The sequence below is a fragment of the Nonomuraea sp. NPDC050022 genome (assembly GCF_044460705.1).
In the GTDB taxonomy this organism is placed as follows: Bacteria; Actinomycetota; Actinomycetes; order Streptosporangiales; family Streptosporangiaceae; genus Nonomuraea.
On sequence record NZ_JBITKE010000003.1, the window covers coordinates 374,800 to 397,429 of the forward strand.

Consider the following 22,630-nt stretch of genomic DNA (forward strand, 5'->3'; position numbering starts at 1 on the left):
GTGTCGTGTGTCAGAGGGTGTCGGGTGTCAGAGAGTGATGCTCCAGGTGTCCAGGCGCCCGGTGTCAAGGAAGTAGTCGTCGGAGACTTCGAGCACCCAGGTGCCCGCCGCCTGCTGGCTCACCGGGACCGAGTACGTCCTGGTGCCGTACGAGGTGCAGCTGGTGCCGCCGGAACTGTCGACCGAGTACCACGTGCCGTTCGGCCCGCGGAGCCGGATCTCGAGATCCTCCGCGCAGGTGTGCGCGATGGTGACCGACAGCTTGACCGGCGAGACCGCCGTACCCGTCGCCGTGGAGGTGATCGGGCTCTGTATGGTGCTGAAGTCGTTGATGGTGTAGTCGGTGCCGTTGGTGAACGTCCTGCCGCCCGAGGTGCTCTGCACCGTGAGCGCGTAGGTCGTGGTGTGCGTCGCCGTCACGCCGGTGCCGGTCACGGTCACCGTGTACGAGCCGGCGGGCGTGGTCGGCGCGGTCGAGATCGTCAGGGTGGACGAGCCGCCCGAGGTCACCGAGGCCGGGTTGAAGGCGGCCGTGGCGCCCGTGGGAAGACCGCTGGTCGCGGCCAGGTTCACGGTCTGCGCGGTGCCCGCCGTCGTGGTGGTGCCGATGGTGGTCGTGGCCGCGGAGCCGGCCTGCACCGTGCCGGACGTCGGGTTGGCCGACATCGAGAAGTCGCGGGTCGCGGTGCCGACCTGGAGGGTGTAGACGGCGGTGTGCGTGGCCGAACCCGCACCGGTGACGGTGATCGGGTAGGAGCCCTGCGCTACCGAGGAGCCGACGGACAGGGTCAGCGTCGAGGAGTTGCCGGAGGTGACCGACGACGGGCTGAAGCTCGCCGTGACACCGGTGGGCTGTCCGGACGCGGTCAGGGTGACCGTCTGGGCGCTGCCGGATGTGGTCTGCGTGTTGACCGTGGTGGTCACCTGCTGGCCGGGCTGCGCGCTACCGGTCGACGGGTTGAGCGAGAGCGAGAAGTCGTTGCCGGGGGTGCCGCAGGCGGGCTCGCCCGACGCCGCCGCCACGCTCACCGCGCTCCACGCCGCCTTGGTGGTGTTGCACTCGGCGCTGTTGGCGCCGAACAGCTCGATCGCCGCCGCGACGGAGGCCGCGCGGGCGTTGGTGTAGCGCCAGCTGGAGGTCTTGCGGTTCAGGGCGCCCAGGTAGATCTGGCCGGCCTTCTGCACGCCGACGCCGGTCACCGATGACGGACCACCGGAGCAGATCGGGCTGGACGGCTTGCCGCCGCCGGGGTTGTTGCCCTCGGCCAGCAGGTAGAACCAGTGGTTCAGCGGACCGGCCGCCGCGTGCACCTCGGTGCTGGGGATCGAGGAGGAGTAGCAGTTCGGGTCGCCGAGCGCGCTCGGGTTGTACATGTTGCGGATCGGCCCGTCGCCGACGAGGTCCACCTCTTCGCCGACCAGGTAGTCCGGCGGGTCGTTGGGGTTGTTGGCGTAGTGCTCGGTCAGGGCGCCGAAGATGTCACCGGTGCCCTCGTTGATGCCGCCGTTCTCGTTTCCGGAACCGGCCCCGCCGGGCGTGGTCTGGAAGATGGCGTGCCCGAACTCGTGCGCCACCACGTCGATGTTGGTGGCCTGCCGGGCGTTGTCCTGGCTGTGGCCGAAGTTGGTGTAGCTGCCGTTCCAGTAAGCGTTGACGTCGGCCAGGCCGACGCGGGCGGGGAAGCCCCTGCCGCTGCCGTTGATGCCGTTGCGGCCGAGCCAGTCACGCAGCATGTCCCACTCGCGCTGGACGGAGTAGAGCGCGTCGACGCAGCCGGTCTCCAGGTTGGTGCCGCTGCCGTTGCCCCACGCGTCGTCGGTGCCGGTGTAGGCGGTGCCGCCCTGCCCGCCGCACTGGATGCCGGGCCTGGTCGTGTCGGTCATCGAGTACGAGCTGCCGGAACCGCTCGTGTTGATGGTGACCTGGCCGTAGTAGTAGCCGTTGCCGCTGCCCTCACGTACGAGGTCGTAGGAGTCGGCGATCTTGCCGGTGCGGGCGTCCACGAACACGTGCTGGATGCTCGGCCGGCCCTTGACCAGGCCGCTGACGACGGCCTCCCAGCTCAGCGTGGGTGTGCCGCTCCAGGTGAGCACCACCAGGCGCGGGGCGGCGGAGTCGTCGACGCGCGAGAGCCGGGTCTTCGCCACCTCGGTGGCCCGCTCCGCGCTGATCGTGGCCGTGGTCCGCACGTCCTGGGCGCTCGGCCCGGCCGCGACGGTGTCGCGGACGTGCCCCGCCGAGTCGGTGACGACGACCGCGTCCCCGCCGACCACCGGCAGCCCCTTGTAGGTGCGCTCGTAGCCGACGAAGTACATGTCGCTGGTGCCGCGGGTGACCGACACGCGGCTGTACGCCTCGTCAGATCCCCTGGCCAGCTTGTCGAGCCCGCTGGAGACGGCCTTGTCGGCGACCGCCGCCGCGAGGGAGGCCGGGTCGGCCGCCGCTCGTGTCTGCGCGCCGGAGTCCGGCTTGCCGGCTCCGGGTGGGGCGGCGTACGCGGTGGGGACGGCGAGAGCCATCGACGCGGCAGTGGCGATTCCCACGGCCGCGGCGGCTAAGGCAGTGCGTTTCACGCGTGGTGCTCCTTTCGGCGTTTCCCGGACGCCGCGGCGTGCGCGCGCACGCCGACCACGCCGCCTCAGGGATCGCCTGGGCCGCGGAACCGACCGGGAAAGGGGGGTGGGTGAGGGAGCGGGTTGAGCGGACGAACCGTTGACCTTGCTGCCGCCAGACGCTAAGCGCTGCGATCAGGCGTGCCAATACGTATGTTCATCGGTAGCCATACCGATCTTTCGGTCCGCCCTGGTCAGAGCGTCCGAGAGGGGCGGACCCTAGAGCCGGGCGCCGCTCCGCATGAGGCCGCGGCAGGCGATCGCGGCTGCGGCCACCACGTTGAGCGAGTCCACAGCGGCCGCCATGGCCGCAGGGCTCATGGGAATGCACACGGGCTCTCCCTAACGGCTTGCTGCGCATCGACGCCGCGAAGGTCAAGCCCGAGACGAACTTGGACGGCAAGTACCTGCTGCGCTGTTCGGACCCCAAGCTGCCGGCCGAGGACATCGCCGTCGGATACAAGCAATTGCTGGAGGTCGAGCGGGGCTGGCGCGACATGAAGCAGGTCATCAACCTGCGCCCGGCCTATCACCGGCTCGAGGAACGCATCCGCGCGCACGTCATCTTGTGCTGCCTGGCGCTGCTACTAATCCGCATCATCGAGACCAGCACCGCCACCACCTGGAACCGCATCCGCACCGAGTTCGACCTCCTGACGTCTCCACCTCCGACGGCCCAACGGGCACTTTCCGTCAGCGCGCCGAGCTGACCAAGCCTCAGCGCGACATCCTGCGAAACTCGACATCCCGACCCCGAAGAAGATCGTCGAAGACATCCCCGCCGCAGACGTCTGACCCACAACACTCACGCCTAGTGACACGCCGCGTCAGCGCGCCCGCAAGCATTTCCCCAGCTCAGACCACAGATCTGTGTGCTTTTCTCGCTACACATCTGCGGAACGCAGGTGGTCAGCCGTGCTTGAGGGGCAGCTAACCGCATGACCCCCGGCACGCGGTAACCGCAGCAACCACCGCCAACGAGCTCACACTGCGGTCGGTGCCTTCACCGCTCGCCCATTCGTGCTCTAGATTGTCGGCCGCACGCTCTACGCTCAGACTATGTTGCAAGACACCCCATCGCCCCCACTTCTTCTTCCATGGCGGACACGGACGGGTTCGCTGCCTGCTATGCCGGGCGGATGGGAGGAGTCTCTTGCGACGCTCCGCCGTCTCTTAGAGCAGTTAGAGGTGCATCCAGCATTTGAAAGCCGGATCGCCTGGCCAACCGAAAACGCGGAAACTACGGTGCGTGATGCCGTCCGTCACTTCGGTACGTGTGGCCTCCTGAGACGCGAAGGGCAAGCTATAAGGCTCACCGAATTTGCGCGCCACTGGCTGCGGTCAGGTGATGACGAATATCTCATTACAGTCTTTCACGCCCATGTGCGACTTATCGTTGAAATCCTCGCCGAGGTGGCGAAAGACGAGCTCTCTCACGAATCATTGCTAGAGGTCGCGAACGAGGCGTATAATATGAGCTGGTCTAGCCTTGATCAGCTTAGGCGTAGGACTAACTGGCTACGCGCAGCAGGCCTAATTGAGTTACGCTTCGATTATAAACTGGCCATAACGCCAGCAGGGCGCGAAGTCCTCTCCGCCGTGAGAGTCCATGAGCCGCACTCATCAGATTCGCTTCACTCAGGACAAAAAGACAGCGTATGTCTTTCAGAACCATCAGAGGAACTTAGGCGAGCTCTGAGCAGCCTAGACGATACGGCTTTAAATGACCGTAAGCCAGTTGTAGGATTCATCCCCCGAGGCGACGGCAATGTAGTTCGCAGTATCAGAATACTCGCGACTGCAGCCGTACCAGACATTGAGCGGGCCGACTTCCATGCCATGTGCGAGGAGGACTTTAATACAAGGTCCGGCGATGGAGCGATATCGACACTTAAAGGGCTAGGAATTCTAGAGCAGATCGGAAGAGACAAGTTCGCGACAACAGAGGTGGCCAAACATTGGCTGGAATCAGAAGACGATCTAGAGCTCGCACGACTGATCCACTCCAGGATATTCTACTTCGGCGAAGTCCTCGACTCATTACAGTACGCTGACAATGCCCCCAAGCTTGTAGGATACGCCGAAAGCTTCTATGAGGGCTCGCGAGTCAATCTCAACGAGATGAGAAACCGCCTGCACCTACTGCGGGACTGCCAACTGATTGAAGACCTAGGCAACGCTCGATACCGTGCCACACCGCTAGGTGTCGCCTTCCGTGACTCCCTGCCGAAGCTTCAGGCCAACGAGTCTTCGGATTCAGTGCAGGCTGTACCCACAGAGGAAGGCAACAGCACTCGTTCTTCGGTCGAGAGCGTCGCCGACGAACTTATTGAGGCCTCCGTAGATTCCGATCATCCGGTGCGGTTCGAGCGGGCTATAACCAAGGCCATAGAGATACTTGGCCTTCACGCGGAGCATGACGGACGTCCGGGTAGGACTGACGTAATCGTAAGGATCGGTTTCGGGGAAAAGGCAGCCACACGCCTGATACTGGATGCCAAATCTTCCGGCGCTGGAGTCATCACCGAGCGCAACATTGACTTTGATACCTTGATGGAGCATAAAAAACTCCATCAAGCGGATGCCATTGCTGTCGTGGCTCCAAGGTTCGAGGCACGGGTCATCGGTCGTGCTGAAGAGCGCGGGGTCGCTTTAGTAGATGTCCACCTGCTCGCAGAAGCCGTCCGCCGGCAAGTCCATACCCCACTCGCACCAAAGGAAATAGCTGTTCTCTTCACCGGCAACGCGCAGGAACTCCTTCAAGAGGCGTGGGATCGCGCCTCAAGCGAAACGCATCTTCTCGCGCGGATCCTAAAAGTTCTCCACGACGAGGCTACCAATGTTGACTTGGTATTCAGCGGCGCGTTGCCCATAGAGGTTATCTACATCACCCTTCGTAACGATATGACCGTACAGCCAGACATGGCCCAGATAAAGAGGTCGCTGGACTTTTTGGCCTCTCCCCTCGTTCGCGCGGTGACCAAGGAAGGCGACCGTTATCGTGCCGCCGAGAAACCTGCTACAACCGCACTTCGGCTCAGCGCCTTAGCAGATGCACTCGCTGACCAGTAGCGTTGGAAGTTACTTGGAGCGGCGACTCAGCAAGAAGTCTGCCCTCGGCTAGCAACTGAAACTTAACGGCTAAAGTGGCGAAAACTCGGCCAACCGCATAAATGGATGCAGTGAGCATCTCGTTAGCTACGAGTCGGAATAAGCCGTGGCCGGATTTATAGGGCGCCTGCCCACGCGTACCTCACCAGCCCTAGCTGAACACCTCGTACGGTAACCCAACCGTCTGTGCAACGGTTGCCTTGCCGCCGGCCGCACCTAGCGCGGCAACTCCGCCGACCTCATCAGTCCATGGCAGGCGATGGCCGCTGCAGCCACGACGTTCAGAGAATCCACGCCGGCGGTCATTGCCGCTGCGCTCATCGGGATGCACACTGCTTCGTCGGCCTCCTTCAGCCAGTGGGACGACAGCCCATCGCCTTCAGCACCCAGCAGTAGTGCCACTCGATCCTCTAGCTTGACAGTATCTATAGGTGTAGCTCGTTGATCGGGCGTAAGAGCCAGGGTCTGGAAACCCGCCTCACGCAGCCGCGCCAACCCCCCAAACCAGTTGTCCATCCGCGCGTACGGAATCGAGAACACCGCCCCCATGGACACTTTCACAGCACGGCGGTACAGCGGATCAGCACACCGAGGCGACAGGATGATCCCGTCCACTCCCAGTGCAGCAGCGCACCTGAAAATCGCACCAACGTTCGAGTGATCAACCAAATCCTCCAGGACCAGAATCCGCCGAGTGTGTTGTTCGGCGCGCTCGCCGTTCGAGTGGTCCACGAGGTCCTCCAGGACCACCGTGCGCGACGTGCCCGCCAGCACCCGCTCCACCGACGGCAGCGGCAGGCGCTCCATCGACGCCAGCGCCCCCCGGTGCACCTGGAACCCGGCGACGCCCAGCATGGTCTCGTCGCTCACCACATACACCGTCGCGTCCCCGAGCACGTCCGCCAGCGGTTCCAGCCAGCGCGCGGTCGTCAGGACCGATCTGATCGGGTAGCCGGCGCCGATCGCGCGTCTGATCACCTTCTCGCCCTCGGCCACGAACAGGCCGCGCTCCGCCTCCAGGCTCTTGCGCAGGTCCACGTCCCTGAGCCGGGTGTAGTCGGTCAGGCGTGGGTCGGCGGGGTCCGTTACGTAGTCAGGCACCTTCAGATACTGCCACGAGGCGCATGACCTGCCAGACCGCCGCATAGCAGCTGAGCACCAGGCAGAGGCCCACGAGCGTGCCCGCGCCCACCTTGGTGATGACGCTGGCAATGCCGAGTTCGGGGATGGGCTCGTCGATCATGGGCCACAGGAAGGCGCCCGCGACGGTGCCGGCCATGCACAGGGCAAGGACCGCCCGTCGTACGCCCGTGTGGAGCCGCAGCCGGTCGGGGACGGTCGCGGCGCCCATCCGGGTGAGGCCGCGCCAGGCCCACCACACGACGATGGCCAGGCCCACCACCGAGGAAGTGTACTGGAGCAGGCGGAACAGCCTGATCACCCCGAACACCGACACCCCCAGCCAGGGGCCCCACTCGCCGGGGCCGGTGGAGTGGGTGAAGGAGTCCCACAAGACGTGGGAGGCGGCGCCGATCAGGGCGCCGGCCAGGATGGCCGGCAGGTCGCGGAGACGCGGCGGGAGCAGGGTCGCGGCGCGGCCGGCGAGAGCGGGTGGGAGCAGGGAGATCAGCGGCTCGCGGAAGAAGAGGTGGAACAGGGCCAGCAGGATGAGTACGGCGGCCAGGTCGATGGTGACGACGCCGCGCCAGGAGTGCCAGTCGGTGTAGTCGGGCAGGAACGGCAGGAAGATCGGCAGGTCGGGGACCATCGCGCCGATCGCCAGCGCCCATGGGTTGGCCAGCCGCCGGAACCGGGGCGACGACACCAGGGGAAGCACCGCCGCAATGTGACTGGGCGTGAACGGCACCGGCCCCAACCCCTCCCCCGTAGAGCTGATCTTCGAAGATTACCTCGCGAACCTTGAACAAGCTTTGCCCGTGCGCCATACAGTCACTATTAGCAATGGGTAGCTTACTTATCGCTGTCGACGGTCGGGGGTCGGATTCGGAGGCCGCGAACTCGGTCGTATGGCAAGTGCGCGCTTGTGGATGTGGATGGGGTCGTGTGCGTCGAGGTGTCGACTGCGCATCGCTCACATGTTCGACCCGGCAGGTCAACTTCTGGTAATCTAGCGGTCACTTTCGGTGAAGATCTGGGGTGGGTGGCGGATGATCCGGATGCGTCGGTGGGGTGATGGCGTGGATTTGCCGATCTCGTGGTCCGCCCACCGTTGTGGTCGCTGGCCGGTGGGTTTGTCGGCCCGCGTGGTGCAGGGGGCCCATATGGCGCTAGGGGCAGGGCATGGCTGAAGCGTTGCGGCCGATCGCTGCGCCGTTCGTGGCGGCCGGGCCATCCGGGGTGGCTGTCCGTGATCGGCTCAAGGGTTTGACGGCTCGGGATGAGCAGGTGTTGCGCCGGGTGGGGGCGCATCTTGGTGTGCTGGCGTCGCGGGATTTGACGGTGCGTTGTCGTGCAGGGCTGGAGCATTCGGCTCAGGCGTGGGCGGAGCGTAAGCGGGAGTTGACATCGGAGTCCTCGTCGCGGTGGGCGGGCAGTATCACGAAGGCGTCGCATGATCAGTGGGCGCTGGCCCGCCGCTGCCAGGCAGCCCACCTCCACTCGCTTGAGGCGGGTATCGCGACGATCGCTCACCGGTTGTCTCAGCCGGTCGGCGCGAAGGGTTCGAAGAAGGCTCCAGGTGGTTACCGCAGCAGGCGGGAGTGGCATGCCAAGAAGCGGCGCCTGCACGTGCTGCGAGACCGGCTGGAGCGGGAGCGGGCCGACTTCGAGGCTGGGCGGGTGCATATCGTGCGGGGCGGCAAGCGGCTGCTCAACACCCGTCACCACCTGGCCGCCGCCGATCTCAGCGAAGAACAGTGGCGCGATCGGTGGCAGGCCGAGCGGTGGTTCCTGCAGGCCGATGGCGAGTCGGGCAAGCGCTACGGCAACGAAACCATCCGCCTCACCCCCGACGGACAGGTCAGCATCAAACTCCCGGCCCCGCTGGCTCACCTGGCCAACGCCGCCCACGGCCGCTACATCCTGTCGGCCAGGGTGCGCTTCGCGCATCGCGGCCAGGAGTGGGCCGACCTCATCAAGGCCAACCGGACCGTCGCCTACCGCATCCACCTGGACGCCCACCCGGGCGGGGCCCGCAGCCGACGAGACAGCGGCCGCTGGTATCTGACCGCCTCCTGGCAGCATCAGCCGACCCCGACCATCCCGCTGCAGGCCGCGCTGGCCGACGGGGTGATCGGCGTGGACACCAACGCCGACCACCTGGCCGCCTGGCGACTGGACGTGCACGGCAACCCGATCGGCAACCCGCGCCGCTTCGGCTACGACCTGTCCGGCACCGCCAGCCACCGCGACGCCCAGGTCCGGCACACCCTGACCCGACTGCTGCACTGGGCCCGGGGGTGCCAGGTGACGGCGATCGCCATCGAAGACCTCGACTTCGCGCAGGACAAGACCCGCGAGAAACACGGCCGCAACAAGCGATTCCGACGGCTTATTTCCGGCATCCCCACCGGCAAGCTCAAAGCCCGCCTCACCTCCATGGCCCAGGCGGCCGGTATCAGCGTCATCGCAGTGGATCCCGCCTACACCTCCCGGTGGGGAGCCCAGCACTGGCAGAACCCCCTGACCAACCCCAAGCGCCCAACCAGCCGCCACGCCGCAGCCGCCGTGGCCATCGCACGACGCGCCCAGCAGTACCCGATCCGACGACGGACGGCACCGCCCCCGCACGACCAGAGCGATCGTGCGGGGCATCGGAGCGTCCAGGCCGCACCGTGTGCCGCCGGGCGTGAGGAAACCCGCCACCGCACACCGGACCGCGCACACGATGCGCCGGGCCCGGATACGGCCAGAACGCGGGCAACCAGCGCACCCAACACCGTTCGGGGCGCGCCAGTGCAACTCACGTTCACTGTTTCAGGAACGGTTCAAGGTGCCTGAACAGCGAGTTCACGCTCATCCGGCCGCGTCAGCCGACTGGCTGCGCGCTGCGCGCGTGGCTCGCTCCCTTTCGGTGCTCACCCTCGTGTGGCTGGCGGTGGAGAGCACGCTCGGGCTGGCCGCGGGGCTGGGGGCGCATTCGGTGGCGCTGATCGGCTGGGGGCTGTCGGCTCTGGTGGAGGCGGCGGCGAGCCTGATCGTGGTGTGGCGGTTCACCGGCTCGCGCACGCTGTCGCCGAGCGCGGAGCGCCGGGCGGGGCGGGCGGTCGCGGTGAGCTTCTGGCTGTTGGCGCCCTATCTGGTCATCCACGTCGTCCACGATCTCGACGCCGGCCATCGGGCCGTGCCGACCGTGCTCGGCATCGTGGTGACCGCGGTCAGCCTGGCCAGCATGCCGGTGCTGGGGTTGGTCAAGCGGCGGCTCGGCCGGCGGCTCGGGTCCCCCGCGACCTCCGGGGAGGGCACCCAGAACCTCATCTGCGCCGCGATGGCCGCGGGCGTTCTGACGGGATTGTGGCTGAACACGCTCGGCTGGTGGTGGGTCGATCCGGTGGTGGCGGTGGCTCTGGCGGCGGTCGCCACGAGGGAGGGAACTCGGGCCTGGCGCGGTCACTCATGCTGCCATTGACCGTCACACCAGGTAATCGTCGCACCAAACGGGCTGTTTTGCCACAGTAAGCGCACCGAGTATCGTTCCGGAAGTATTGCGGAGTATCTCCCGCTAGGGTCTCCGGAAGGTCCCGACACACCGAAGAGGACATCGTGGGGCGACACCGCACAGACGAGCTCGACGGCGGCTACCAGGCTCAGGAACCGACTCCCCGAAAGCGTGGGAACGGTGGTGGCCGCGGCAAGGTGTTCGTCCCGCTCGCCGGGGCGGTCGCGCTCGCTGTGCTGCTGGGCGTCGCGGCGTTCGTCATCTTCAACCGCGACCACGACTGCTCGAACGGCAAGTTGCCGCTGCGCGTCGTCGCGAGCCCGGACATCCAGCCCGCGCTCAACAAGATCGCCGGCAACTACAACAAGGCCATGCACTCGATCGACAGCCGCTGCGTCGAGGTGACGGTGGCCAAGGAGGCCGCGGCGCGGACCGCGAACGCGCTGGCCGCCGGCAAGATCAACGCCGACTTGTGGGTGGCCGACTCCAGCCTCGTCGTCTCCAGGCTCCGTGGCCAGGCCGCCGCGGGCGCCGCCCTGCCGGAGTCCAGCGGCTCGGTCGCCACCTCGCCGGTCGTGCTGGTGGCCGCCAAGGCCGCGGCGGCCAAGCTGGCCAGCAGCCTCCAGCCGAGCTGGGCGGGCGTCATCGCGGCGGCGAACGTCGCCAATCCGGACGGACCCGGCAAGAAGGTTCGCGTACTGGCCCTCGACCCGCAGAAGAACTCGGCCGGGATGGCCGCGCTGCTGGCCGCCGCCGGCTCGGCCCAGCAGGCCGGTCAGAGCAAGGCGCTGGTGGGCGCGCTCAAGGAGTTGTCGGGCCAGCTCGTCGCCGACCCGACCGCGCTGCTGGCCAGCCTGACCGTGAAGTCCGGGAGCAAGGTCCCGATCGGCGTCACGTCCGAGCAGACCATCTACCTCCACAACACGAAAAAGCCTGACACCCCGGTGGTGCCGCTCTACCCGGCCGAAGGCACGCTCAGCCTCGACTACCCGCTCGTCATCGTCACCAAGGACGCGGCGGCGCAGAAGGCCGCCGCGGCGTTCAAGCAGGAGCTCGGTACCGAGTCGGCCCACCGGACGCTGCGCGAGCAGGGCTTCCGTACGCCCGACGGCAAGGCCGGCGACGCCCTGTCCAAGGACAAGGGCTTCAACCCGGCCCCGCCCACACCGCTGCCCGCCCCGGACGACAAGACCGTGGTGAGCATGGCGCAGACCTGGTCCCGGCTGAACCTCGGCACCCGCCTGCTCACCCTGCTCGACGTCTCGGGCACGATGGCGCTGCCCGTCCCCGGTACGAAGATGACCCGCATGCAGGCCATCGGCAAGATCGCCGTCGAGGGGCTCGGGCTGTTCCCCGCCGATGCGGAGATCGGGGTGTGGGCGTTCTCCACCCACCTCGACGGACAGGGCAAGGACTGGCGCGAGGTGGTCTCGGTCGGGCCGCTCAGCGAGAGCGTCAACGGCGTGCTCCGCAAGGACGCCTTGGGCCGGCAACTGGGGGCCGCCCAGGCCAAGGCCACGGGTGACACAGGGCTGAACGACACGCTCAAGGCCGCGTACGCGGAAATGACGAAGTCGTACCAGGAAGACAAGATCAACACGATCGTGATCCTCACCGACGGCGCCGGCAACGACGATCCGGACGGCGGGCTCAGCAACAAGCAGATCCTGAACTATCTCAAGAAGACGTATAACCCCAAGCGCCCGGTCAGCATCCTCCTCATCGCCTTCGGCCCGGACGCCCCCAAGGGCAAGCAGCAGATGGACGCGCTCGCGCAGGCGACCGGTGGCGAGGCTTACATCGCCAAGAACGTGCTGCAGGTGCGCGACTTCTTCCTCCAGGGCATGCAGCGCCGCCTCTGCGCGCCGCGCTGCGATGGCTGACCCCATTAGTCACATCTGACACTGTTTTCCCAGCTCATGCCAGTTGGGCATGGACTGACACGCTGTGGTAACCCCGCTCGCGCGGGGAGGCGTCCTACCCGCCGTGAGGGCTTCCGCCCTCGACCAGCGGGGGAGGAAACGTGTCTGGATGGCCGGCTGTTGACCGCGGTGACGATCAGCAGGTGGTCGACGCGCTTCGGATGGGTGCCGTCGAAGGCGCGGCCAAGCTCTATGACGCTTATGCCGAGCGGTTGCACGACTACGCGTGCTCTCTTACCGGGGAGCGCGACGCCGCGGCCGATTCCGTACATGACGCGCTCGTCACCGCGCACGGGTGCGTCTCGCGACTGAAGGAGAGCGGCCGGCTGAGAGCCTGGTTGTACGCGCTGACCAGGTTCCAGGCTGTCGCCCGGCTGGCCCACAGGAGCGGCTCGGCCAAGACCGACAGCGTGCCGTTGCCGGTCTTCGACGAGCCGGAGGATCCCGAGCTCGCCGCGCTGGTGTACGAGGCGCTCGGGGAGCTGAGCAGGAACGAGCGCGAGGTCCTGGAGCTGTCGCTGCGTCACGGGCTCACCCCGGCGGAGGTGGGCGCGGTGCTCGGGCTGACCTCTCGCCAGGCCGCCGCCCGGCTCGGCCGGGCCCGCGATCATCTGGAGAACGCCGCCGCCGCCGTGATCCTGGCCAGGACCGGACGGGCGCACTGTCCGGATCTGTCGGCGATGCTGGACTCGTGGGAAGGGCCGCTCACCTCGTTGCTGCGGCGGCGGTTGTCGGGACACATCTCAGGGTGCGAGGTGTGTACGGAGGGGCGGCACCGGCAGGTGGCGGCCACCCGGCTGCTCGACATGGTGCCGGTGGCCTATCCCCCCATCTCGCTGCGCCGCAGGGTGGTCGACACCTGCGTCAACCCGGAGCGGAACCAGACCCGGACGCTGATCACCGACCGGGGCGACAGCTTCGACCGCACCGGATTTCCGGTGGCGGTCGAGCGCCGCTCGCGCCGCCGCCGGCCGCGCCGCCTCGGGCCCGTGCTGCTGGCCGGCGCGGCGGTGCTCGCGGCGACGGGCGCCATGGTCGCGATGAACAGCGGCGACCCCGCCAAGACCGCGCTGCGGGTGGCCCCCGCCCCCTCGGCCTCCGCCTCTCCTGACGACGCCTCTCCTGACGATGCCTCTCCTGACGACCCGACCAGCTCTCCCGACGACCTGACCGGCACCACGCCGGAGCCCGAGTCGGAGGACGACAGCACGCCCACGCCCGATCCCTCCCCCACGTCGTCTCGCGGCGGCGTGCCGAGCACGAGACCCGCCACGACCACCAAGCCCGCGGCGGCCCCAACGGCCACCCGCCGGCAGACCGTGCGCGGCGCCCGATTCGCCACCTCCTGCCCGGACGGTGTCGAGGACGCCGCGAAGATCGGGCTGACCGCGCGCAACGCCACCGTCGCCTGGCGCGCGAGCGCGTCCGCGGGGCTGCAGGTGTACCCCGCCAGCGGGTCGATCAAGGCGGGCAGCTCGATGGCGATCTGGGTCACGGTCGATGACCCCACCACCGGTGGCAGCGGCTCGGTGTCCTTCAGCTCCAACGGCGGCGGCGCGAAATGCTCGCTGTCGTGGCACGGCGGCACGCAGCAGACCCCGGAGCCGCCCACGGACCAGCCGACGAGCGGTCCCGAGCCGAGCCAGACGCCCAGCGGGCCGACGCAGAGCACGTCCGTGGACAACCTCCAGGTGGACCCGCCCCACGACTCCTGATGGTTACTCAGGATGACATTCCGCCTGATAAGGCGGGAAATTCTGACTCCCGGTCGTCAAATGGACCTCCCCCACGCCAGTGGCCGCTGAGCCCGGAGTACACTTACGTGACAAGTGGGGATAAAACGGACCATAGCTCGAAGATCTTGCCGCAAGTAGGGCATCCTTGTGGTTTGGGGACCGCAACGGAGGCCGGAGTATGACCGTGTGTTCAAAAACACACGAAGAATATCTGCCTGCCGGTAAACCGGAGCGCGTCGCCAAGCGTCGGCATTGACGTGTCCACGGGTGCATTGGTCCCATGAAATGCGATCAATCGCGCCTTTACCCAGCTAGGCCCCAGGAGAGAAGACAAGTAGATGCTCAAGCACCGCAGAGCGCTGACGTGGCTCCTCGCGCTCGCCTGCATCGCGGGAGCGGTGATCGCGCTGTTCGACATCCAGACACCGCTGCGCCCGCTCCTCATCTCTCTCTTCCTTCTGGTGGTGCCAGGAGCCGCAGTCGTAGGACTGTTGCGTGATCGTGACCCGCTTGCCGCACTATCAGTAGGAGCTGCGGCAAGTCTCGTGCTTAACGTGCTTCTCGCCCAAGCCATGCTGCAGTTCAACGCATGGTCGCCTCGGGCCGGTGTGGCAACGGTCGCCGTGCTCGGAGGCTTCATGTACGTGCTTCGCGTGTTGTACCGGGGGAAGAACATGCAGACCGAACAGGGGGCCAGGCCAAGGTGAACATCACAGTGGTTCGCCCCGGAGACCTCGGCGAGTCCGAGCGGGCCAGGTGGCGGGCGCTTCAGAAGGCGGACCCGAGCCTGGACAATCCATTCCTCTCCGTCGAATTCGCCTTGGCGATGGACCGGCTGCGGGATCGGGTCCGGGTCGCGGTCATCCAGGACGAGACCGGCATCGCCGGCTTCTTCCCGTACGAGCGCCACAGCTTCGGCATCGGCAAGCCGCTCGGCGGCTTCCTCACCACCTGCCATGGCCTGATCTCCGAGCCGGACCTGAAGTTAGAGGCCCGCGCGCTGCTGAGGGCCTGCAAGCTCAGCGTCTTCGACTTCGACCACCTGGTCGCGGGGCAGCCGACGTTCGCGCCTTACGAGAGCGACGTGCGCCCGGCGCCGGTCATGGACTTCACCCAGGGCTTCGACGCCTGGCTCCAGCAGGTGAAGACCAACTCCCCCAAGAACCTGAAGACCGTGCGCTACAAGGAGCGCAAGTTCGGCAGGGAGCACGGTGGGCTGCGCTTCGAATGGGCTTCGGCCGATCCGGAAGTGCTGCGCACCCTGCTCGCGTGGAAGTCCGACCAGTACAGACGGACGGGCCGGGTCGACCGGTTCGCCCAACCCTGGATCGTCGAGCTGATCGACCTGATGTTCGCCGAGAAGTCGGCTGACTTCTCGGGTGTCCTTACCATGCTGTACGCGGGAGACGTGCCAGTCGCCGGCCATTTTGGACTGCGCACGGCCACCACGCTCGTCGGGTGGTTCCCCGCTTACGACACCGAGTTCGCCCGGTACTCACCGGGCATCGTGCACCATCTGCAAATGGCAGAGGCCGCCGCGGCGGCCGGGTTGCACATGGTGGACATGGGCAAGGGCGGCAAGGAATACAAGGACTGGCTCAAGAGTGGGGTGCTGTACGTCGCCGAGGGCCGGGTCTCCAGACCCTCCGCGTCGGCGGCGGTGCACTGGATGGGCAGAACTCCTTTCAACAAAGCCCGAACAATTGTCATGGACCGGCCGTCTCTCTATAGGGCAGCCGACAGAGTCCTGAAGGGTTTCGGTCGGGTGCGCAGCACTTTGCAGCACCAGGAGTCATCCAACGCAGTCGTCAAGGAACCAACGGGAGCGCGCTAGCGCCCCCACCCGTACAGCCCTAGCAATCCCCGCGCAACCCTCGCTCCCAGTGGACCCTTCATGCACCGTTCGCAGCACCGCCATTCCTCCTGCACCCGGGAGTGGCTGCGTCCGGCCAGTGTGCTGGGTCTCGGAAGGAATTCCCTCACCATGAGTCCCGACATCGCCAAGCACAACGGCAAAGTGCAGATCGCGCCCCTGCGATCGATGCCACCTATTGAGCGTTTCACCCCGGTAACGCCTCACCTGGCCATCTCTCCCACGGTGAGCGTCGTGGTCCCGGCCATGAACGAGGCGGACAACCTGCCTCATGTCTTCGCCACGCTGCCCCAGTGGATCGATGAGATCATCCTGGTCGACGGCAACTCCGTCGACGACACCGTGGCGGTGGCCAGACGCCTGCGGCCCAACCTGAAGGTGGTCACCCAGACCGGCAAGGGCAAGGGTGACGCCTTGGCCGCCGGCTTCGCCGCCGCCAGCGGCGACATCATCGTGATGATCGACGCCGACGGCTCCACCGACGGCCACGAGATCATCACGTTCGTCGGTGCGCTGGTGACCGGCGCCGACTTCGTCAAGGGCTCGCGCTACGCCGCCGGTGGCGGCAGCGACGACCTGACCGTCGGCCGCCGGTTGGGCAACAAAGTCCTCACCGGCATCGTCAATGTGATGTACGGCACCCAGTACACCGACCTGTGCTACGGCTACAACGCCTTCTGGGCCCGCCACCTCGAGGTGCTCGACCTCGATTGCGACGGTTTCGAGGTGGAGACGCTGCTGAACGTCCGCGCCGCCAAGGCCGGATTGAAGGTGCACGAGGTGCCGAGCCACGAGCGCAACCGGATCCACGGCGAGAGCAACCTGCGCGTCGTGCGTGACGGTATGCGAGTGCTGAAGACCATCCTGCGAGAGTGGCGCCGCCAGCCCGCCCCTCCGCAGCCCAAGCCCGCCACTGCTCCGGCCGCAGACCGGGGTGTCGCGTAAGAAGGTCCGTTGTGAAGACGTCTGTTGTCATCTGCGTATACACCGACGAGCGGTGGGAGGACATCAGGCAAGCCGTCGAGTCGGTCGAGAATCAGCGGCGACGACCGTACGAGCTGATCCTGGTCGTCGACTACAACCCGGACCTGCACCTGAAACTCAAGCGTGCTTACCCACAGGCCATTGTGGTGGAGAACACGCACGAGAAGGGGCTGTCCGGCGGCAAGAACACCGGCGTGGCCACGGCCACCGGTGACATCGTCGCGTACCTCGACGACGACGCCGTCGCCGATCCCGGCTGGCTGGAGGCTTTGGAGGAGGGCTTCCAGGAACCGGGTGTCGTCGGCGTGGGCGGTCGTACCGAGCCGTTGTGGGCGTCCCAGCGCAGGCCGCGCTGGTTCCCCTACGAGTTCGACTGGACGGTCGGCTGCTCTTATCGCGGCATGCCCGCGGTAAGAGCGCCGATCCGCAACGTGATGGGCGGCAACGCCGCCTTCCTGCGTGAGGTCGTCTCCGAGGTGGGCGGCTTCCACAGCGGCATCGGGCGCAGCGTGCAGGGCCGCAAGAGCCGGCCGCTGGGCTGCGAGGAGACCGAGTTCTGCATCAGGCTGAGCCAGCGCAAGCCCGGCTCGGTCATGCTGTTCGAGCCGCGCGCGCTGATCGGGCACAAGGTGTCGCGCCAGCGCGAGCGGTTCGCCTACTTCAGATCCAGGTGCTACGCGGAGGGACTGTCCAAGGCCCTGGTCACGCAGGAGGTGGGCACCCAGGACGGACTGGCCAGCGAGCGGGCGCACGCGCTGAAGACGCTGCCGCTCGGCGCGCTGCGGGGCGTCGGCGAGGCGTTCCGGGGCGACGTCGGCGGGCTCGGCCGGGCCGCCGCGATCGTGGTCGGCCTGGCCTGGACCACCTGGGGTTACCTGATCGGCTCGGCACGACTGAAGGCAGTGCGCTGATGATCCGCGTACCGATATTGATGTACCACTCTGTCGCCGACGACCCGAACGAGGAGACACTCCCTCACTCGGTACGGCCGTCGGACCTGGACGAGCAGCTCGCCTACCTGTCGGAGAGCGGGTTCACCCCGCTCACGCTGGGCGATCTGGTGGCCTCACTGAACAAGAACAACGGCAGGTGCATGCCGGACAAACCCATCGTCCTGACCTTCGACGACGGCTACGCCGACTTCCACAGCCGCGCGCTGCCGCTGCTCGACCGCTACAAGTTCCCGGCCACGGTCTTCCTGACCAGTGGCTGGGTGGCGGACGCCGGCGACGACGCCGCGGGCCGGCCGCTCGACGACATGCTGACCTGGGGCCAGGCCCGCGAGACCGCCCAGGCCGGCATGGAGATCGGCGGCCACAGCCACAGCCACCCGCAGCTCGACCAGCTCCACATCGACGAGCTGCGCCAGGAGCTGCGCAAGAACAAGGGCCTGCTGGAGGAGAAGATCGGCGCGCCGGTCGCCACCATGGCCTACCCCTACGGCTACTCCAGCGCCCGCGTGCGGCGCGAGGTGCGCAAGGCCGGCTACTTCGCCGCCTGCGCGGTGAACAACTCGATCGCCGCCGACCGTCACGACATGCTGGCCATCCCCCGGCTGACCGTGGCGCGGCACACCTCCATCAGCATGTTCAAGCGCGCCGTCGAGGGCACCGGCGTGCCCCTGATCTACCTGAAGGAGCGGGTCCTGACCAAGGGCTACGCGATCGTCAGGCGCACGAAGTACGGCCTGCAGCGGGTGCGTGGAAATGTCTAGCCTCTGGGGGAGGGTGCTGCGCGACCTTCGTAACCCCCTGTTCCGCAACGGCTACGCGCTGATGGCCAACACGGCGATCACCGCGACGCTCGGCATGGGCTACTGGCTGCTGGCCGCCCACTTCTACACGCCCGAGGAGTTCGGCCGGGGCCAGGCGATGATCACCGCGATGCGGCTGTTCGCGTCGCTGACCGCGCTGGGCCTGGTGGGCGCGCTCTCCCGCTTCCTCCCGCTGGCGGGCCGCCGCATCCCCGAGCTCATCCTGCGGGGGTACGGCCTGGCGGCGGCGACGGGCGGCGTGGCGGCACTCGGCTTCCTGCTGACCCTGCCGCTGTGGGGACGCACCTACTCGGTGCTCGGCGCGTTCGGGCCCGGCCTGTTCTTCCTCGGCTCGGTGCTGGTCTGGTCGGTGTTCACGTTGCAGGACGTGGTGCTGACCGGGCTGCGCAACGCCACCTGGGTGCCGCTCAACAACCTGGTCTTCGGCCTGGCCAAGATGGGGTTGCTGATCGCGATGGCCGGCGCGCTGCCCGACGGCGGCATCTTCACCTCCTGGATGGTGCCGACGGCGCTCGCGCTGATCCCGGTCAACTGGCTGATCTTCGGCGTCATCGTGCCCCGGCACATGAAGCGGACCGAGACCGTCCAGGAGCCGCCGCGGCTGCGCCAGATCGGCCGGTTCCTGGCCGGCGACTTCCCCGGCACGCTGTCGATCCTGGCCATCGTCTACCTCGTGCCCACGGTCGTCGCGACCCGGGTGGACGAGGCCACGTTCGGGCGCTTCTCGATGGCGCACACGCTGGCCAGCATGATCGAACTGCTGGCCATGAACATGGCCGTGTCGCTGACCGTCGAGGGCTCCTTCGACCGGTCGCAACTGGCCGAGAACTGCCGGCGGGCGCTGCAGCGAGCCTTTATGATCATCGTCCCGATCATCGTCGTGGTGATCGCGGGAGCGCCGCTCATCCTGAGCGTCTTCGGCGAAGGCTTCGCGGCGGAGGGTACGACGCTGCTGCGGCTCATGGCGCTGGCCGTGCTGCCACGGGTGCTGATCGAGGTCTATTTGAGCGTGCTGCGGGCGCGGAGCGACGCGCGGCAACTGGCCATCGTGCAGATCGGGCTCGCGGTGCTCGTTCTCGTGTCGATCCTGGCGCTGTTCCCGTTCGCCGGGGTCAACGCCGTTGGGTACGGCCTGTTGCTCAGCGAGACTTTGATGGCACTTTTGATCTTCAAATCTCTTCGCAAAATACTCATTCTTGGCGATACTCGGCGCGCTCCCGTCACTCAGGGGTCGTCCGGGGCCGCATGATGGTCAACGTGAGGCAACGCGACGGCGATGGCATGACAACGGGGATCACGGGCTCCTCCGAGCACGTGGGCGACTCCACGGACGGCACCGAGGCAGAGGGGGAAACGGGCGTGCCCTTCGATCCGGACGCCACGGGCGTCATCCCCCGACTGCCGGTCCTGGAGGGGCCGGCCGCCCCCGTGCCGGACGCCGCCACGGACGTCGCCGACGGTGACGACGATGACGAGGCGGAGACGGGCACCCTGCCCGCCATCCGCCTGCCCGCCACCCTCCATATCGGCACGCCGCCAAAGGCCCCCGAGGACACCAAGGACCCGAAGGGGTCGAAGGGCGCCAAGGGTCCGGGCTCGGACGAGTCGGCGTCCGTCGCGGATGACAGCGCCGCGGGGACCGTACCGACGAAGGTGACGGCCCCCCCGGTCGCGAGTCTGGCCGTGGAAGCTCCCCCGGCTCCCGCGAAAGCGCCCGTCGAGCCCCCCGCCACAACCCCCGCCTCAACCGCCACCAAGACCCCGGCCAAAACCCCGGCAGAGCCTCCGACCAAGGCACCCACCACCGCCGAACCCGCCGCTACCGAACCAGCCCCCGCCAAGGCGAAGGGCCTGGGCGAGCGGCTGCGGCAGTTGGGGCGCAGCGCGCCCATGTGGCTCCCCGCGCTGCTCACGGTCGAGGGCCTGATCATGTACGTCCTCGCCCTGCGCGTGGCCCCGGGCCCGCTGCGCGGCGTGAACCCGGCCGACATCAACGGTCTCGGCCTGATCGCCGCCCTCCCGGTCAGCGCGTTCGCCGCGATCCTGATCATGCTGGTGTCGTTCTTCGTCACCGTCGCCCAGAGCACGGACCGTAAGTTCCTCCTGCTGTTCCAGATCGCCGTCATCACCTTCGCCCTGCACGGCGCGGGTTCGCTGGTGGCGAGCGAGCCCAGGTTCCCCACGGCGTACATCCACGCGGGCTTCGTCGACTTCATCGGCCGGACCGGCGAGACCGCGATCAGCATCGACGCCCGCATGGGCTGGCCGGGCTACTTCGCGCTGTTCGCCTTCGTGACCAAGGCCGCCGGCATCAGCGACATGACCACGATCCTGCAGTGGACGCCGCTGCTGACGAACCTGCTCTATCTCCTGCCGTTCGTGCTGATCCTGCGCCAGGTGGTGGCCACCACGCGGGCGCGCTGGTACGCGGCGCTGCTGTTCGTGCTGGTGCAGTGGATCGGGCAGGACTACTTCTCGCCGCAGGGCTTTACCTTCGCGCTCTATCTGGCCTTTGTCGCGATCTTGTTGCGCTGGTTCGGGCGGGTGGAGCCGCGCACCAAGCCGATCGCGCCGAAGGGGCTGCGCAAGCTGCTCGGCCGCCTCGACGCGATGACGCCGGGCGAGATCGCCAACACCGGTACGTTCCGGGCCGACCGGCTGCTGATGCTGCTGATGCTGCTCGCGCTGTTCTTCGCGGCGACGGCCTCGCACCAGATCACGCCGTTCATGATGCTCGGCGTGGTGACGGCCTTCCTCATCTTCAAGCGGACCAAGCTGACCTGGGCGCTGCCGTTCTTCCTCGGTCTGGGCGTGCTGGCCTGGATCAGCTACGAGACCGTGGGCTTCTGGGCGGGCCAGATCGACGCGATCTTCGGCGGCCTGGGCCGGATCCTGACGAACCTGCAACGCAACACCGGCGACCGCATCGCGGGCAGCGACCCGGCGCACGCCATGGTGCTGCAGGCGCGGCTGGGCATCCTGGTCGTGATCCTCGCCCTGGCGGCGACCGGCCTGTTCAGGCGGTTGCGGCGCGGGGTGGTCGACCGGGCGGCGCTGATCCTGCTCTGTGTGCCGGTCCTGGCGCTGGGGCTGCAGAGCTACGGCGGCGAGATCGGGCTGCGCATCTACATGTTCGCGCTGCCCGGCGCCTGCCTGCTGGCGGCGTACGCGTTCTTCCCGAACCTGCCCGCCGACAGCGCGGACGTGCGCGAAGAGACCGTGCCCATGCGCAAGCGGAACGTCCGCTTCAACCCCGAGCTGACCAGGAAGCTGTCGGTCGTGCTCGCGGCCTGCTTCGCGGTGGTGTTCGCGGGGGCGTTCCTGATCGCCCGCTACGGCAACGAGAAGTTCGAGCGGGTGACGACCGGCGAGGTCGCCGCGATGCACTACATCTACGCGCACGACAAGCCGAGCGCCAAGGTCCTCTACCTGACGGCCAAGGAGGGCCCCGAGGTCACGCCGACACTGCCGTGGGGCGAGAAGGACATCGAACTGGTCAACTTCAACGGCCAGGCGCTCGTGTACCAGGATCCGACGAACATCGCCAAGGCGGTCGCGACGCTCAAGGCCAGCCAGCGCAACACCTATCTCGCCGTCAGCACCGGTCAGATCGCCTACCTGCAACTCAATGAGGGCTTCCCGGCAGACTGGGGTCCCAGGTTCAGGGCCGCGCTGGACGCCTCGCCGGATGTCAAGAGGGTCTACGCCAACAAAGACGCCGCTCTGTACACCTGGAAGAAGTTCGTCAAGGGCACCGAGATCCCGGAGCCCCGGTCGTACATAGGACCCGGCGACCCCACCTCGCCCTGGACACCGGTCGGCCTCGCGGCACTGGCCCTGACCTGGGTAACTCTGTTCGGCTACGAGGTGATCCGGCTCAACGGGCCGAACCGGGCGGTCAAGGCGCGCCGACGGTTGCTGTGGGTGGCCATCCCGGCATTCGCCGTGGCCGTGGGTGTGATCATTGAGCGATTTATCTATATCGCATCAAATACCTAG

The 22,630-nt window shown here is 67.2% G+C and carries 16 protein-coding genes; 13 read left to right on the forward strand and 3 right to left on the reverse strand.

The features are described 5' to 3' along the window. Positions 1 to 27: 27 nt before the first annotated feature. Positions 28 to 2,574, reverse strand: a complete 2,547-nt coding sequence (locus ACIBO2_RS13150; protein WP_397297062.1) for a M4 family metallopeptidase — start codon at positions 2,572 to 2,574, stop codon at positions 28 to 30. Between the two features lie 389 nt (positions 2,575 to 2,963). Between ACIBO2_RS13150 and ACIBO2_RS13155 the strand changes: the two genes are divergently transcribed. Further along, a complete protein-coding gene (locus ACIBO2_RS13155) occupies positions 2,964 to 3,323 on the forward strand; it encodes a hypothetical protein (protein WP_397297064.1) in 360 nt (119 codons plus the stop codon). Positions 3,324 to 3,996: 673 nt separating this feature from the next. Then, entirely contained in the window at positions 3,997 to 5,685 is a 1,689-nt protein-coding gene (locus ACIBO2_RS13160) for a hypothetical protein (RefSeq protein ID WP_397297066.1), read from the forward strand. Positions 5,686 to 5,940: 255 nt separating this feature from the next. On the opposite strand, the gene ACIBO2_RS13165 is transcribed toward ACIBO2_RS13160, so the two are convergent. Together ACIBO2_RS13165 and ACIBO2_RS13170 are read right to left on the reverse strand one after the other, a co-directional pair. After that, positions 5,941 to 6,825, reverse strand: a complete 885-nt coding sequence (locus ACIBO2_RS13165) for a TrmH family RNA methyltransferase (RefSeq protein ID WP_397297068.1) — start codon at positions 6,823 to 6,825, stop codon at positions 5,941 to 5,943. Further along, a complete protein-coding gene (locus tag ACIBO2_RS13170; protein ID WP_358544479.1) occupies positions 6,818 to 7,591 on the reverse strand; it encodes a DUF4184 family protein in 774 nt (257 codons plus the stop codon). The genes ACIBO2_RS13165 and ACIBO2_RS13170 overlap by 8 nt, the downstream gene beginning before the upstream one ends. A gap of 788 nt (positions 7,592 to 8,379) precedes the next feature. Here ACIBO2_RS13170 and ACIBO2_RS13175 point away from each other — a divergent pair. The 11 genes from ACIBO2_RS13175 (at position 8,380) to ACIBO2_RS13225 (ending at position 22,630) form a co-directional block, all read left to right on the forward strand. Continuing rightward, complete coding sequence (locus tag ACIBO2_RS13175) at positions 8,380 to 9,684, forward strand: IS200/IS605 family accessory protein TnpB-related protein (RefSeq protein WP_397297070.1); 1,305 nt, start codon at positions 8,380 to 8,382, stop codon at positions 9,682 to 9,684. A 55-nt stretch (positions 9,685 to 9,739) separates the two neighbouring features. Further along, positions 9,740 to 10,312, forward strand: a complete 573-nt coding sequence (locus tag ACIBO2_RS13180) for a cation transporter (protein WP_358540311.1) — start codon at positions 9,740 to 9,742, stop codon at positions 10,310 to 10,312. 134 nt (positions 10,313 to 10,446) lie between these two features. Further along, complete coding sequence (locus ACIBO2_RS13185) at positions 10,447 to 12,225, forward strand: substrate-binding domain-containing protein (protein WP_358540308.1); 1,779 nt, start codon at positions 10,447 to 10,449, stop codon at positions 12,223 to 12,225. 140 nt (positions 12,226 to 12,365) lie between these two features. Continuing rightward, complete coding sequence (locus tag ACIBO2_RS13190) at positions 12,366 to 13,979, forward strand: sigma-70 family RNA polymerase sigma factor (RefSeq protein WP_358540305.1); 1,614 nt, start codon at positions 12,366 to 12,368, stop codon at positions 13,977 to 13,979. Positions 13,980 to 14,338: 359 nt separating this feature from the next. Then, positions 14,339 to 14,707 (forward strand): hypothetical protein, encoded by a 369-nt coding sequence (locus ACIBO2_RS13195; protein ID WP_357956007.1) that lies wholly within the window; start codon positions 14,339 to 14,341, stop codon positions 14,705 to 14,707. 8 nt (positions 14,708 to 14,715) lie between these two features. Continuing rightward, complete coding sequence (locus ACIBO2_RS13200) at positions 14,716 to 15,834, forward strand: GNAT family N-acetyltransferase (RefSeq protein ID WP_357956009.1); 1,119 nt, start codon at positions 14,716 to 14,718, stop codon at positions 15,832 to 15,834. Positions 15,835 to 15,984: 150 nt separating this feature from the next. Continuing rightward, on the forward strand, positions 15,985 to 16,818 hold the full coding sequence (locus ACIBO2_RS13205) for a glycosyltransferase family 2 protein (protein ID WP_358540302.1): 834 nt from the start codon (positions 15,985 to 15,987) through the stop codon (positions 16,816 to 16,818). 11 nt (positions 16,819 to 16,829) lie between these two features. Then, on the forward strand, positions 16,830 to 17,768 hold the full coding sequence (locus tag ACIBO2_RS13210; RefSeq protein ID WP_357956014.1) for a glycosyltransferase family 2 protein: 939 nt from the start codon (positions 16,830 to 16,832) through the stop codon (positions 17,766 to 17,768). Continuing rightward, complete coding sequence (locus ACIBO2_RS13215) at positions 17,768 to 18,571, forward strand: polysaccharide deacetylase family protein (protein WP_357644162.1); 804 nt, start codon at positions 17,768 to 17,770, stop codon at positions 18,569 to 18,571. The genes ACIBO2_RS13210 and ACIBO2_RS13215 overlap by 1 nt, the downstream gene beginning before the upstream one ends. Further along, on the forward strand, positions 18,564 to 19,880 hold the full coding sequence (locus ACIBO2_RS13220) for a hypothetical protein (RefSeq protein WP_358540299.1): 1,317 nt from the start codon (positions 18,564 to 18,566) through the stop codon (positions 19,878 to 19,880). Before ACIBO2_RS13215 ends, ACIBO2_RS13220 begins: the two co-directional genes overlap by 8 nt. An 8-nt stretch (positions 19,881 to 19,888) precedes the next feature. After that, complete coding sequence (locus ACIBO2_RS13225) at positions 19,889 to 22,630, forward strand: hypothetical protein (protein ID WP_358540296.1); 2,742 nt, start codon at positions 19,889 to 19,891, stop codon at positions 22,628 to 22,630.

Excerpts from the sequence above, each read along its gene's own strand:
- ACIBO2_RS13195 (WP_357956007.1), top strand. The coding sequence starts at position 14,339 with ATGCTCAAGCACCGCAGAGCGCTGACGTGGCTCCTCGCGCTCGCCTGC.
- ACIBO2_RS13205 (WP_358540302.1), top strand. The coding sequence starts at position 15,985 with ATGAGTCCCGACATCGCCAAGCACAACGGCAAAGTGCAGATCGCGCCC.
- ACIBO2_RS13215 (WP_357644162.1), top strand. The coding sequence starts at position 17,768 with ATGATCCGCGTACCGATATTGATGTACCACTCTGTCGCCGACGACCCG.
- ACIBO2_RS13220 (WP_358540299.1), top strand. The coding sequence starts at position 18,564 with ATGTCTAGCCTCTGGGGGAGGGTGCTGCGCGACCTTCGTAACCCCCTG.